General features: G+C 41.0%; 11 protein-coding genes. 4 read left to right on the top strand and 7 right to left on the bottom strand.

From position 1 onward, the window contains the following. The first annotated feature begins 6 nt into the window (after positions 1 to 6). Genes AC1DO4_RS06855 through AC1DO4_RS06845 form a run of 3 tightly spaced genes read left to right on the top strand, consistent with a single transcriptional unit; the run spans position 7 to position 4,807 of the window. The gene (locus AC1DO4_RS06855) at positions 7 to 1,794 is read left to right on the top strand and encodes a hypothetical protein (RefSeq protein WP_477414159.1); all 1,788 of its coding nucleotides are present in this window, start codon (positions 7 to 9) and stop codon (positions 1,792 to 1,794) included. Positions 1,795 to 1,830: 36 nt separating this feature from the next. After that, positions 1,831 to 3,468 carry a TldD/PmbA family protein gene (locus tag AC1DO4_RS06850; RefSeq protein WP_477414157.1) on the top strand — a complete coding sequence of 546 codons (1,638 nt, stop codon included), beginning with the start codon at positions 1,831 to 1,833 and terminating at the stop codon, positions 3,466 to 3,468. A gap of 7 nt (positions 3,469 to 3,475) precedes the next feature. Beyond that, the gene (locus AC1DO4_RS06845; protein ID WP_477414155.1) at positions 3,476 to 4,807 is read left to right on the top strand and encodes a TldD/PmbA family protein; all 1,332 of its coding nucleotides are present in this window, start codon (positions 3,476 to 3,478) and stop codon (positions 4,805 to 4,807) included. 75 nt (positions 4,808 to 4,882) lie between these two features. On the opposite strand, the gene AC1DO4_RS06840 is transcribed toward AC1DO4_RS06845, so the two are convergent. The 4 genes from AC1DO4_RS06840 to AC1DO4_RS06825 all read right to left on the bottom strand — a co-directional run bounded on the left by AC1DO4_RS06840 (position 4,883) and on the right by AC1DO4_RS06825 (position 8,943). Continuing rightward, entirely contained in the window at positions 4,883 to 5,401 is a 519-nt protein-coding gene (locus tag AC1DO4_RS06840; RefSeq protein WP_477414153.1) for a DinB family protein, read from the bottom strand. A 147-nt stretch (positions 5,402 to 5,548) separates the two neighbouring features. Continuing rightward, complete coding sequence (locus AC1DO4_RS06835) at positions 5,549 to 7,447, bottom strand: AAA domain-containing protein (protein WP_477414151.1); 1,899 nt, start codon at positions 7,445 to 7,447, stop codon at positions 5,549 to 5,551. Between the two features lie 72 nt (positions 7,448 to 7,519). Continuing rightward, on the bottom strand, positions 7,520 to 8,101 hold the full coding sequence (locus AC1DO4_RS06830) for a TetR/AcrR family transcriptional regulator (protein WP_477414149.1): 582 nt from the start codon (positions 8,099 to 8,101) through the stop codon (positions 7,520 to 7,522). 86 nt (positions 8,102 to 8,187) lie between these two features. Next, positions 8,188 to 8,943, bottom strand: a complete 756-nt coding sequence (locus AC1DO4_RS06825) for a glucose 1-dehydrogenase (protein ID WP_477414147.1) — start codon at positions 8,941 to 8,943, stop codon at positions 8,188 to 8,190. A 314-nt stretch (positions 8,944 to 9,257) separates the two neighbouring features. Between AC1DO4_RS06825 and AC1DO4_RS06820 the strand changes: the two genes are divergently transcribed. Then, positions 9,258 to 10,994, top strand: coding sequence for a phospho-sugar mutase (locus AC1DO4_RS06820; protein WP_477414145.1), 1,737 nt, complete (start codon positions 9,258 to 9,260; stop codon positions 10,992 to 10,994). Positions 10,995 to 11,064: 70 nt separating this feature from the next. Here the strand turns inward: AC1DO4_RS06820 and AC1DO4_RS06815 are convergent, their stop codons facing one another. The 3 genes from AC1DO4_RS06815 to AC1DO4_RS06805 all read right to left on the bottom strand — a co-directional run bounded on the left by AC1DO4_RS06815 (position 11,065) and on the right by AC1DO4_RS06805 (position 13,614). Continuing rightward, positions 11,065 to 12,120, bottom strand: a complete 1,056-nt coding sequence (locus AC1DO4_RS06815) for an AI-2E family transporter (protein WP_477414143.1) — start codon at positions 12,118 to 12,120, stop codon at positions 11,065 to 11,067. Between the two features lie 102 nt (positions 12,121 to 12,222). Next, the gene (locus tag AC1DO4_RS06810; protein ID WP_477414141.1) at positions 12,223 to 12,753 is read right to left on the bottom strand and encodes a hypothetical protein; all 531 of its coding nucleotides are present in this window, start codon (positions 12,751 to 12,753) and stop codon (positions 12,223 to 12,225) included. Positions 12,754 to 13,263: 510 nt separating this feature from the next. Then, positions 13,264 to 13,614, bottom strand: a complete 351-nt coding sequence (locus AC1DO4_RS06805) for an RNA recognition motif domain-containing protein (protein ID WP_477414139.1) — start codon at positions 13,612 to 13,614, stop codon at positions 13,264 to 13,266. Between the last annotated feature and the right edge of the window lie 322 nt (positions 13,615 to 13,936).

Genomic DNA, 13,936 nt, shown 5'->3' with positions numbered 1-13,936 from the left:
TTGCAAATGAACTGGAGCACCATTGTTATCGTCATTTGCATTTTACTGGCAGTTTTTGCAGTATGGAAGGAGTATACCCGTTTTAATAAAGCACGTTTATTTCTACGTATTACAGCGGTTATTGTAGTAATAGTTGCGCTGGCTTGCATTGCGTTACCGTTAACTTACCAGGCTGATATAAACAGACGGGATAGGGTTGAAGCTATTTTACTAACGGATGGCTTCAAAACGGATAGTTTAAGCAGGTATAATAAAGGAGGGCTCTTTACTTTGGATAAAGGCATAGGTAAGGAGATTCGCAGGGCTGTTTTGCTAAATAGCGCTGATGACTTAGCCAATGATTCTAATATAACTCAATTACGTATTTTAGGCAATGGCTTAAATAAAGAAGATCTGCAGCAATTAGGTCATTTGCCGGTTATATTTAATCCGGAGCCAATTAATGAGGGGATTACCGCCATCAGTTGGGATGAGAAATTAAGGGTTGGTGACGAGTTAACTATCCGGGGAAGTTTTAAAAATGCATCAGCAAAAAAGATAAAACTTATATTGAAAGGTTTAAGTACCGGGTTAGATTCGGTGATTATAGGGGCGGAAGCTACCGCGGGGTTTAATCTAAGTACTATTCCTAAAAATGTAGGCAGGAATATCTATAATTTACTGGCAATTGCAGGAGCGGATGATACTATTGCAAAGGAAATTATCCCTGTGCAAATTGAACCGGCAAAACCTTTAAAAGTGCTGATGCTAACCGCATCGCCCGATTTTGAAACCAGGTTTTTAAAAAACTGGTTAGCCGGGCAAGGGCATGCTATTGCGGTTCGTTCTGCTATCAGCAAAAATAAATTCAACAAAGAGTTTATCAACCTGGAGCAGTTTCCGCTCGATCATCTTTCTGCTTCGGTGCTTGATAAGTTTGATGTAATGATAGGCGATCTATCGGTATTAAAGACGTTAAGTGGTGCAGAGACCGTTGCGTTGCAGCACGAAGTAACCCAAAATGGTTTGGGCGTAATTGTTAGGGCCGATAGTACTTTACGTTCAAATTCGTGGCTACAGCGTGATTTTCCTTCAGATAGGTTAGCTGTAAAAGATCCTATGCCGGTATCCATTATGTTGCAAGGTAACCCCAAAAAATCTGCCAAATTAAGTGCTGGTTTAATTTACCTTGATAATCAAAACAATACGCAGCCCTTAGTAAGCGATGAACATGGTCATATTTTAGCGGGAAGTACATTAGCCGGTGCCGGGAAACTTGTATTTACACCTTTAAATAACACATTTAGCTGGATGCTGAATGGCAATAAAACTGATTATTCAAACTTATGGTCGTTATTGATTATTAAAGCTGCGCGAAAAACTCCTGTAACCGAAAACTGGAATGTACTATCGGCAATACCTTCGCTATCAAACCCTGTTCAGTTGCAAGTGGAAAGCGCGGTAAATCCGTCGGCAATTAAAATAGGTGAGGCCGTAGTAGCTCCGCAACAAAATGATCTGATACCCTTTCAATGGAAAACTACTTATTGGCCTAAAAGTCCAGGCTGGCAGTCGGCAAAGCAGGTTAACGGGCTTTTAAATTGGTTTTATGTATTTAAAAGTGGCGAATGGAAGAGCATCCGGGCGATGAAAAAGCAAGCTGATACAAAGGCATACACTGTTCAAAACGGGATTAATACTAATGTAACGAAACAGATACATGAAAAAGCCACTATTGCTGTAAGTAAAATATATTTTTATGTTTTGCTAATAATAGCCTGTGTGTTTTTGTGGGTAGAGGCTAAGTTTCTGTAGCTATAGAATACAACTACTAAAAAGGAGGAATATACTTTGAGAAGACGTGACTTTATTTATTTAACGGGCATGGGTGCAAGTGCGTTAGTACTGCCCGGTATAAATGCACTTGGTAAAACGATTGATCCTTCGCAGGCGCTGGAAGGCGTTGATGTAAAGATCAAAAAAGAACTTGCAGATGTAGCTTTAAACGCTGCCAAATCAAACGGGGCAACGTATGCCGATGTGCGTATTGGCCGTTACCTTAACCAGTTTGTGGTTACCCGCGAAAACAAGGTTATCAACGTGGCCAATACCGAATCGTATGGCATAGGCATCCGGGTTATTGCAAACGGATGCTGGGGCTTTGCCGCTACTAACGATGTAACCAAAGAAGGCATGGCTAAAACCGCTTTAAAAGCAGTGGCGGTAGCAAAGGCAAATGCTAAGATTGGCGGCGCGCCGGTACAGCTTGCTCCACAAAAAGGCTATGGAGAAGTAAGCTGGAAAACTCCGTTAACAAAGAATGCTTTTGAAGTACCTATTAAAGAAAAGGTTGATCTGTTATTAAACGCCAACGGTGTGGCTATGGCTGGTGGGGCCAATTTTGTAAACTCCATCATGTTTGCGGTTAATGAGCAAAAGTATTTTGCATCAACGGATGGTTCTTATATCGACCAGGATGTGCACAGGCTTTATCCAAGTTTTAATGTTACCAAAATAGATCCAACAGCCGGATCATTTGAAACCCGCAGATCCCTAAGCTCACCGGTTGGTATGGGTTACGAGTACCTTGATCCGTTGGATAGCGAAAAAGTTTTGGGCATTACCACCCGATACAAAAAGCGCTATGATATGATTGAGGATATGAAATTTGCAACCAAACAGGCTGGCGATAAGCTGAAGGCAAAATCGGTAGAGCCGGGCAAATACGATCTGGTACTTGACCCATCGCACTTGTGGTTAACTATTCACGAATCTGTTGGCCACCCAACCGAACTTGACCGTGTTTTAGGTTACGAGGCTAATTTTGCCGGCACCAGCTTCCTTACATTGGATAAATGGAAATCGGGCAAGTTTAACTTCGGAAGCAAGGCCGTAAATATTGTCGGTGATAAAACACAGGTAGGCTCCTTAGGTGCGGTAGGTTATGATGATGAAGGCGTTAAATGTAAAAAATGGGATATCATTAAAGATGGTGTGCTGGTAAATTACCAGGCCATCCGCGACCAGGCGCATATTATAGGTTTAAATGAATCCCAGGGATGTTGTTACTCCCAAAGCTGGCAGGATGTGCAATTTCAACGCATGCCAAATGTTTCCCTGCARCCAGGGAAAACTCCGCTAAGTGTCGACGAAATGATCAAAAACGTGGAAAAAGGCGTTTACATCATAGGCGATGGTTCTTTCTCTATCGATCAGCAGCGTTATAACTTCCAGTTTGGAGGTCAACTATTTTACGAGATAAAAGATGGTAAAATAGCGGGGATGCTTAATGATGTGGCTTACCAGGCCAATACACAGGAATTCTGGAACTCTTGTGCTCAAGTTTGCGACGAGCGGGATTATCGTTTAGGGGGTGCTTTTAATGATGGTAAAGGTCAGCCGGCGCAATCAAGCGCGGTATCGCATGGCGCTTCAACCGCGCTGTTTAAGGGAGTTAATGTAATCAACACTAAAAGAAAGATCGGATAACTGAATTATGCCAATATTAAATAAAGAAGAAGCACAGGCTTTATTAAAGAAAGTGCTTGCCTATTCAAAAGCCGAAGAGTGCGAGGTGAGTGTAAATGGAAGCGAAGGTGGTAATATTCGTTATGCGTTAAACGCTGTATCTACTGCAGGCGATATCAGTACTATCGGGCTATCTGTAACGTCTGTTTTTGGGAAAAAAGCAGGTACTACTACCATTGATGAGTTTGATGATGCCGCGCTGGAAAGAGTAGTGCGCCGGTCGGAAGAACTTGCACAGTTAGCACCTGCTAACCCGGAATACATGCCGATGTTGGGTCCGCATGATTTTCCGGATTCTGTTACTTACAATGCAAATACAGCCGGGATGACACCCGATAGCCGTGCCGGACTGGTAGCTAAAAGCCTATCGGTTACCAAAGAAGCTAAACTTACCGCGGCTGGTTTCCTTGAAAATTCAACCAGCTTTAATGCGATGATGAATTCAAAGGGTTTATTTGCCTATAATAAGGGCAATGATGTTACTTTTTCGGTAACAACACGCAACGAGGCAGGTACTGCTTCGGGTTATGCCGCAAAAGGGTTTACAGATGTAAATAAGCTGGATACATTTACCGCTACCAAAGTTGCGGCCGGCAAATGTTTAAGTTCATCCGGAGCCAAAGCCATTGAGCCCGGAAAATATACTGTGATACTGGAACCGGTTGCGGCTACTTATATGCTGGAGAACATGTTTCGCTTTGATGCCCGAAGCGCCGAGGAAGGGCGCAGCTTTTTAAGTAAGAAGGGTGGAGGTACCAGGTTGGGTGAGCAACTGGTTGACCCAAAAGTAAATATTTACTCCGATCCGTTTAATCCTGATCTGCCTTCATCAACCTGGAGCGGGGAAGGTTTGCCACGTGAAAAAACGATGTGGATAGATAAGGGCGTAGTTAAAAACCTGAGCTATTCGCGTTATTGGGCCGATAAAAAGGGCGTAAAACCAATGCCTGGTCCTGGTAATATCATTATGGATGGCGGCGAGGCCAGTATTGAGGACCTGATCAAAAGCACCGAAAGAGGAATATTGGTTTCGCGCCTGTGGTATATCCGTATGGTTGATCCACAGTCGTTACTGTTAACAGGGCTTACCCGCGATGGTACGTTTTATATCGAGAATGGTAAGATCAAGTTCCCGGTTAAAAACTTCCGCTTTAACGAAAGCCCGGTAATCATGCTGAACAACCTGGAAGCCCTTGGTAAACAGGAACGCAGCATCAGTGTGGAAAGTTACCGCAGCTACCTGATACCACCACTAAAGATCAGGGATTTTACATTTAGCTCATTATCAGACGCGGTTTAAATAAAACATTATAAGATAAATGGGATAGCCGGTGGCTATCCCATTTAAAACCTTTCATATTTGATATTGCTGATCTTATCCGAGATACTTTTCCCTTAAAAGATTGCAATGGTGGATATTATGCCCAACCGCCATCCAACCTAAACTTCTTGCTGTATAAACCGGCGCTCCGCTGAATTTGAAATCCAGCATCGCATCGGTCATGTGCTTAAAAAGGCTGATAGTAGCTTCCCTAACCGTTATTAATTCTTCGGCTATATCATTTAATGTTCGGTTGGCTGCATTAAAGTCTCTGTTGTAATCTTTGCCCTGCGGAACTTCCAGGTATACATCTACCTGCCTTGAACAACAAAAAGCCTTGTAGGCAAAATATCGCTCATCATCGGCAAGGTGAATGAAAACCTGTTTCACTGTCCATTTATCTTCGGCGTATCTATGGTTTTCTGCCAATGGCGGGATCGAGTTGATCAGGTCGAGCATTTGCTGCTTATTGCTTTGCAAAGCCCCGATCAGGTCATCGCCTTTAACTAAATTAAAAAAATATGGATACCATGAAGGTGCATCCTCAATATTAGGGCGGCCAATTTTGATCATATTTCTTGGTTAATTTTACTTACAACACTATTGCCACCAGGCTATTTGAAATAACGGCAGTTTGTATTGTTTTTTGTAAAAATACTGATCGTAATTAATATTGAAGATGTGTTTAAGCGACTACCTGAGGGCGATATGCGACATTTTTTAATCCTCCGCATATTCCCAGACGCTTTGATACCCACCCAGTTTTTCGGCATGATCAATAAAATCGGCGTAAAATTTCAACCTGGTAAGAGTCGCGCTATCGCCAATAACAACCAGCTTTTTGCGGGCCCTGGTCATAGCCACATTCATCCTGCGGATATCCGATAAGAAACCGATCTCGCCCCCGGCATTGCTGCGCGTAAGACTGATGTAAACCACGTCCCGTTCCTGTCCTTGGAAACTATCGATGGTGTTTACCGAGATGTTTTCTATGTAAGGTAATAAATCCGGGTTATTCAGCAATTGATCGTTCAACACCCTGATCTGTTCTTTATAAGGAGATATGATGGCTATAGACGGGAACTTTTCTGTCGGATCGATTGCTGTTACCAGCCTGTTTAAATGTTTTAACAGCAATGCAGCTTCATCGGGATTAAAAGTGCTGGTACCTGCCTGCTGTTCTTCAAAACCGGCGCCGGCCGTATCAATAAACGTAACCGGCAAATCGCCATTAAAAAGTAAACGGTTAGCTACCGAAGCATGCGCTTTTAACTTATCCTCATAAAACTCTCTTGATGAAAAGCCCATAATAGCCTCGTTCATGCGGTATTGCTCATCTAATAAAACCACAGCTTCGGGATGATGGACCACACATTTTTCGAGCAAGGTAGTACTTAAGCCTGCCCTCGCAGCCTCGGGTGATTTAATAGTAGGGGGAAGCTGTAAATGGTCGCCTGCTAATATTACCTTTTGAGCTTTCAGGATCGGGATCCAACAGGCTGGCTCAAGGGCCTGGCCGGCCTCATCTATCACAACGGTATCAAATTTCACATCGCGAATGGTATAATGATTGGAGCCAACCAGCGTAGCGGTGATCACCTGCGCTTTGCTCACCAGGTCATCAATAATATGCTGCTCGGTAAGGGCTACGTCCTTCATGATCTTATGGGCCTCGTTAAACAACGCCTTGCGCTGATCGCGCTCCGCTTTGCCAAAACTGCGCTTGTATTTATGCGCCATATCCTTGTATGCACCGGCCTGCTTTTTCAGGGTGCGGATCAATTTATTGTCCGCGTGCCCGGTCATTTTGCTATCGAGGGTTAAGGCTACCAGTTTTTCTGAAACACGGTTTGGGTTGCCTATTCTTAAAACGTTCAGGCCTTCATCTGCAAGTTTTTCGCTCAACAGGTCAACGGCGGTATTGCTTGCTGCAACTACCAGTATTTGTTTTTGGGTTTGTTTTACCAATACGTTGATAGCCTGAACCAATGTTGTTGTTTTACCCGTGCCCGGGGGACCGTGAACAATAGCCAGATCCTGCGCCGCAACAATTTTATTTACGGCAGCTAACTGTGAAACGTTTAAACGGGATATAGGAACAGGTATATTAACCGGGGCAAAAGCAGCAGGAACTTTGCCGGTAAGTATATTCACCAACCTGCCTTCTTTCGGTTTTTCGTTTAATGCTGATGCCTGTTTAATGGCTTTCAGCATTTCATCATAACTGTTGTTATCAAATAACAGGTCGATACCGAGTTTGCCATCACGACTCCAGTCGGGCAGCTCATCAACATATAAAGTGATCTTGAGCCTGTTACCTGCCTGGTAAGTTATGATGCCTTCTACGCGGTCTTTTTTAGGATCGTGGTTAGAAAATAAAGCAGCCGGCACACCAAACCTAAGCTGATGCGATAGATCCTGGTGTGTGGTACGTTCTGCTTCTACACTAATATAATCGCCCCGGCCAGGCTCAGTATTTCTGATAGCAATAGGGTACCAGCTAAGGCCCTGCGCACGGCGATCGGCTGCCGAGGTATTTTCTGTTAGTTTGAGGTAAGCACTGCGATCTTCTTCTTTTTCTTTGTTCAGCAGATCGAGCAGCTTTTTAAAATAGTCCATCGGCTGCAAAGGTAATATAAAAGCTAAAGGCTTAATGCGGAAGGCTAAAAGCTAATCGCCAATTCATCAAACTTAATGTAAGGCAGACAAAGCCACCGTCACAATATCTTCCAATACCTCCCTGCCGGCTCCCGCCCGTGCCGACACTCGTAGACCGCCGATGGTGCTAAAAATAAACCTTGCCAGGGCCCTTGAATTAGTTGTTGTTTTAAATTGTCCGTCGTGCTGGCCTTTTTCTATTATTTGGGTTAGGGCATCTTCCACGCTCAGGTTATTCTTATTCACCAAATCACCAATCTCTTTATCGTGGCTGGATAGCTCAACAGCAGTATTCACCATAAAGCAGCCCTTTGCAAGTGTGTCTTCTTCGCTTTCCTTAATAACAGCATGCAGGAGCTGTGTTATTGCTTCTTCGGCATTACCGGCATTTTTCAGCATTGAAAGTACTGCATTTGTATTTTTTGACTGGTATTGCCTTAATGATTTTGTAAAAAGCGTTTTTTTATCGGTATAAGTATTGTAAAGGCTTGAACGGTTTATGCCCAACCCGTCTACCAGATCCTGCGCGGATGTGGCATGATAGCCTTTATCCCAAAATAAATTAACCGCTTTATCGAGCAACTTATCTTCATCAAATTCTTTTTTCCTGGGCATAATAAATTCCTCCTATGCAAAATTACCTATTTGAAACAATCGTTCCAAATAGGTGTAAAAAACTAAAGCTTTATTAAGCTGCCTGATTAATATATAATAGCGTTTACGGTTAAACCGCCATCAACTGTAAGTTCGGTACCGGTAATAAATGATGCATCGTCTGAGGCTAAGAATCTTACTGCGTTGGCTATTTCTTCTGATTTACCAAAACGGTTTAATAGTACCCTTTGGCTCAATACTGTACCAAATCCGTTAACTTCTTCTTCAGTTAAACCAAGTTTACCATATAGCGGGGTTTCAACCGGACCCGGAGATACAGAATTAACACGTATTTTGCGGGAAGCAAGCTCACGGGCAAATACTTTGGTGAACGACAGGAGGGCTGCTTTACTTGCTGCATATACACTACTATCCGGTGCGCCTAAAACTGCATTTACCGATGCGTTAAATATAATTGAGCCGCCATCATTAATAATGGGCAGGAATTTTTGAACAGTAAAGTAAACACCTTTAACATTTAAATTCATCATGGTATCATAATGCTCTTCGGTTGCTGATGCAAGCGGGCTAAAAAGGGCTACACCGGCATTCAGGAAAAGAATATCCACTTTACCAAACTGATCTTTAACTTCGGCTACAAGATTATCAATCTGATCTAATTTTGCCTGATCAGATACGATGCCGGTTACACCAAGTTCTGCCGCTGCTTTGCCTACTGTTGCGGCGTTCCTGCCGGTAATAACCACGCGGGCACCTTTTGATGCTAATTCTTTGGCAGTTGCATATCCAATGCCGCTATTACCACCTGTAACTACGGCAACTTTGTTTGTTAAATTACTCATTGTTTTATTTTTTATTGTTGTTGTTTTTGTTTGACAGACCAAATATAACAATACTGAAACGATCATTCCAAAATAAATATTTTGTTTTTTCTGATGATGACATTTGACTTACAAACAGCAGGAATGAAATTTATTAAAAAAATAACAAGAAGGTGATTTTTTATAATGACAGATAATTGAAGAAAATCTTACATTTAGCCAGGTTAAATAATGCCGGTGCTTTAAATGCAATAGATTTTTTGATCTCACTTTTAAACACACATTTTATTATCATATTTGTTACACTACATGTTTACCCATAATCTATTTAAAAAATGCAGGACTTAGACCCATCTATTCTTCAAAAAGTGAATACCTGGCTTCAGGGAAATTATGACGCTGATGTTAAACAGGAAATCCAGGCGTTACTTGATCAAAAGGCGTATACCGAGTTAACAGATTCGTTTTACCGCGACCTGGAGTTTGGAACCGGCGGTTTGCGCGGAACAATGGGACCGGGCTCAAACCGTATCAATAAATACACCATTGGCGCTGCTACGCAGGGCTTAGCCAATTACCTTAAAAAAACATATCCGGGCGAAAAAGTTAAAGTAGCCATTGCCCACGATAGCCGCAACAATGCCGATCTGTTCTCGAATATAACTGCCGAAGTTTTTTCGGCAAATGATATTCATGTTTATTTCTTTAAGGCGCTGCGCCCAACACCTGAACTTTCTTTTGCTGTACGCCATTTTGGTTGTAAAAGCGGGGTAATGTTAACTGCCTCTCATAACCCTAAAGAGTATAACGGGTACAAAGCTTATGGTGCTGATGGCGGCCAGTTTGTATCGCCGCATGATAAGGCTGTAATGGACGAGGTTGCTAAAATTGCCAGCATTGATGAAATCAAATTTAATCGTGTTGATGCCAATATTGAAGAAATAGGCGAGGAGATAGATAAACTTTATTTAGACGAGATCACGAAGCTTTCTGTGTCACCAGAAGCTATACAGCGCCAAAAGGATCTTAAAATTGTTTATTCGCCCATCCACGGTACCGGTATTACTTTGGTGCCACAGGCGTTGGAGCGTTTTGGGTTTGAAAATGTAATATTGGTTAATGAGCAAATCACACCCGATGGAAACTTTCCTACAGTAATTTATCCAAATCCCGAAGAAAAGGAAGCTTTAACACTTGCGCTTAAAAAGGCGCAGGAAGTTGATGCCGACCTGGTACTGGCAACTGATCCTGATGCCGACCGTGTGGGTATCGCCGTAAAAAATACCGATAATGAATTCATCCTGCTAAACGGTAACCAAACCGGCAGTATGCTTATTAATTACCTGCTAAGCGCCTGGGAAGAAAAAGGTAAGCTTACAGGTAAAGAATACATTGTTAAAACCATTGTAACTTCAAACCTGATTGAAGAAATAGCCAAAGCCAAAAACGTAACCTATTATAATACCTTAACCGGTTTTAAATACATAGGTGAGTTAATGACTAAGTTTGAAGGTAAACAAACCTTTATTGGTGGTGGTGAAGAAAGCTACGGTTATTTAATTGGCGAACTGGTAAGGGATAAAGACGCGATAATATCATGCGCTTTTATTGCCGAAATGACCGCTTATTATAAAGATAAAGGCAGCAGCCTGTTTGAAGCATTGTTAGATACATATGTTCAATATGGTTTTTACAAGGAAAAACTGATCTCGATCACCAAAAAGGGTAAAACCGGCGCCGAAGAGATTAAGGCTATGATGGAAAAGTTCAGGAATAATCCGCCAGCTACGTTGGGCGGTTCAAAGGTTATTACTTTGAAAGACTACGAAAACAGGATTGAAACCGACCTCAACACCAATACCACATCGGCTATTGAATTGCCAACATCGGATGTTCTGCAGTTTATTACCGCGGATGGAAGTATCATTTCTGCCCGTCCATCTGGTACAGAACCTAAGATTAAGTTCTATTGCAGTGTTAACGGTAAGCTGGCTAATAAAGTCGCTTATGCCGAAACCGATAAGCAACTGGAAGCTAAAATTGATTCTATTATGAAGGATCTGGGCGTATAATTTAAATTTACGGTTGGATAATATAGGAGATCCCGGACAATGGTCCGGGATCTTTTTGTTGGGTAATGTTTTATACAATGCCGGTGTCGTTCATCTTCTTCACATATAACTCATCAACTAAAATCATAACAATAGCCAGTAATGGCACTGCCAGGATAATGCCTAAAACCCCCGATAAAGTACCCATAAGTACCTGTGCAAGTATGGTTAAAGCAGGCGGAAGATTAATCATTTTATTCTGAATTATTGGGGTTACAATATTACTTACAACGGTTTGCGTTACAATGTAAATTAAGGCCACAATAATTGCTGTATTTGTACTTATGGTTAAAGCAAGTAACACTCCGGGGATCATGGCCGCCAGTGAACCAAAGTTTGGAATGAGCTTGAGTAACGCAGTAAGCAGGGCAAGAACAAGAGCTACCGGGATGCTCATGATGCCTAAACCTATGGAAAGCAAAATAAAAACCAGTATCATGGCTAACATCATCCCTTTTAACCAGCCTTTAAGGGCGTAGCTGATGCGGTCAATTACCTGGTGAGCAAGGGGTTTCCTACTATCTGGTACCAGCTTTATTAAACCATCTTTATATAAATTAGGATTGGAGGTGAAAAATATAGCGAGGAACAAAATGATGTAAAGATTGCCCAAAACACCAAAACTTGTATTGAAGAACGATTTTGCTGTAGTCATTAATGCATCTGAATTATCATCTGAAAGGTATTCCAGGATCTTTTTGCCTATTGATGTTTCTGCCATTTTTATTTTAGCGTTGCTGATAGTATGGGGGAGTGTATCGCTTAAAATAGCCACCTGGTTTGAGATCTTAGTGCCCATGATCCAAAAAAGCACTGCTAATATTGCAAAGGTGCCACCTATGGAAATTGCCATGCAAATGCGGCGTTCCCAATTTGTTTTCCGTTGAATCAGGTCACCAAACCCGTGAAAATAAACAGAGATCAGGATTCCGGCAAGCACCATCAATAATACATTAAAGGCAACACGTGCAATCAGGATCACAACAACCAAAAGTGCAACAATAGCTACGGTATGCCATACTTTTTGAATATAGGAAAGTTCTTCTTTGGCGGTTTTATTTTCAGGCTGATTGTTTTTGATTGTCATAGTATCCGAAATGAAAAAACGGTTCAGATAGKGGACAATAAATACAGTTAAAAGTTTTAGGGAATGTTAAATTGCTATTAATAGGATGTGAAAGCTTAATTGTTAAAACAGAAAACCAGATAAAGATAGCGTCTGGTAGCCTTCCCTTACTAAAGAATTTTGCTTTTCTATTTCTATTTTATTCTTTAACTCGTTGCAGGTAAAAACGGCTATACCCAGTTCAACCTTACATTCAAATTGTAAGGACAAACTGACCCGGCTTGAATCCCAATTATAAATATCGCTGTAATTATCGGGCCTGCCAGTAAACTGACCATAGGATTTAATAAAATTATCTAATATTTTATAAGCAACATTTCTTTTGAAAAACAAGTAGATATTAAGGATCTTACCTTTGTAAGTACGGATACCAATGAGGTCGAGTTTTATACCATCACCAAGAGCTAACAGGTTGTCATCATCATACACATATTTTAAACAGCTATCAGCATCGAGGCTGTTGTCTCCATCAAGATATGATAACTTGTAAGCCGGAATATTAAATATATCAGTTCCTAAAGTAATCTTTTTAAGCCCATTACAAAATTTTAAATATTCAATTGAACCTGGCTTGGAAGATTGAGAACATGCCACGAAGGGTTTGCAACAAATTATTGCAAAGAAGGCTAACTTAATAAAAAAGTATGTTGTGACAACAGTATACCTTCGCATATTCCCTAATGACTAAAAAGGGAATTGTCACAATCAAAATGCCGTTTTGCCGGCCAGAGCTTGTAATCGGTTGTTTAGGAGAGTAATTGGTTAAATTCAACAAAAAATGTAAACTGATTATACATTTTTTTTTGTTTTAATTCACACTGACAATCAGTGTGTTATTGACAATGTGGCGGATTAATTGTTGAAATTAATACACAATGTTACCTACAGAACCGTTAGCACAATAAGAACCAGAATTAAGGGTCGTAGCCCTGCTTCATTTACATCGCAAAATGAGGCAGGGGCATTGCATTTATGGAGATTGGGAGTTGCTAAATAATTTGCACGTATACATTAGTAACACCCTTATTCATCATGCTATATATTTCTGATTCAGATGTTGAGGGTAATTAAAATGCCGCAATAGCTTACAATCTAATTTAATTATTAAGTTGTTCTCCTTGGCCTTTTGTTTCTTACGGTTTCGGCAGGCTTTTTAAAGTTGTTATTATTACTATTACCAAAAAACCTTTTAGGCGCTACCGGCTTTACGGGTGTTTCTTCATTAATTTTAACATTTAAAATCCTGTCTGCAATTGGAGTGCCGTCCAATGCATTAACAGCGTTTTCCGCCCCTTCACGGTCTTTCATTTCCAGGAAGGCGTAGCCCTTGCAGATCCTTGTTTTTTTATCTCGCACAATTTTAATGGTAACTACCTCACCATGTAAATTGATCATCTTAACAAGATCGAGCTCGGTCATATCTAAAGGGAACCCCCCAACAAATAGTTTTATCATTATAAGCTTTTATTCAGTTTTAAACTGAATTGTAAACCAACGAATGTGTATTTCGTTTTATTTTAATTCAGCAGAATTAACATTATTTTTTCAAAGGTAGTGAGATAAAAACTACATATCCTTAAATTTTTAAAACATAAGCAATTCAAGCGGCAAAATTACTCCCCGGAGTTTAATTTAAAGGTATTTTTTATTTTAACCGGGCATGCCGCAAAGTGAACTAAAAATTGACTTCGCTTTATTTTTAATTGCTTATCCCATAACCTTTTTACAAATTAATTAAACATAATCGGCCGGGTGTTAAATAACATTTGCACTATTG

This window comes from Mucilaginibacter sp. P5_A6 (genome assembly GCF_056400585.1).
Note: the sequence above shows the minus strand (reverse complement) of the source record. Positions and strands in the feature narration are given on the sequence as shown.

Bases quoted from the DNA above. Each gene is read 5' to 3' on its own strand.
- AC1DO4_RS06815 (WP_477414143.1), bottom strand. From the start codon at position 12,120: ATGACAATCAAAAACAATCAGCCTGAAAATAAAACCGCCAAAGAAGAA.
- AC1DO4_RS06845 (WP_477414155.1), top strand. From the start codon at position 3,476: ATGCCAATATTAAATAAAGAAGAAGCACAGGCTTTATTAAAGAAAGTG.
- AC1DO4_RS06820 (WP_477414145.1), top strand. From the start codon at position 9,258: ATGCAGGACTTAGACCCATCTATTCTTCAAAAAGTGAATACCTGGCTT.
- AC1DO4_RS06830 (WP_477414149.1), bottom strand. From the start codon at position 8,101: ATGCCCAGGAAAAAAGAATTTGATGAAGATAAGTTGCTCGATAAAGCG.
- AC1DO4_RS06805 (WP_477414139.1), bottom strand. From the start codon at position 13,614: ATGATAAAACTATTTGTTGGGGGGTTCCCTTTAGATATGACCGAGCTC.
- AC1DO4_RS06855 (WP_477414159.1), top strand. From the start codon at position 7: ATGAACTGGAGCACCATTGTTATCGTCATTTGCATTTTACTGGCAGTT.
- AC1DO4_RS06835 (WP_477414151.1), bottom strand. From the start codon at position 7,447: ATGGACTATTTTAAAAAGCTGCTCGATCTGCTGAACAAAGAAAAAGAA.
- AC1DO4_RS06840 (WP_477414153.1), bottom strand. From the start codon at position 5,401: ATGATCAAAATTGGCCGCCCTAATATTGAGGATGCACCTTCATGGTAT.
- AC1DO4_RS06825 (WP_477414147.1), bottom strand. From the start codon at position 8,943: ATGAGTAATTTAACAAACAAAGTTGCCGTAGTTACAGGTGGTAATAGC.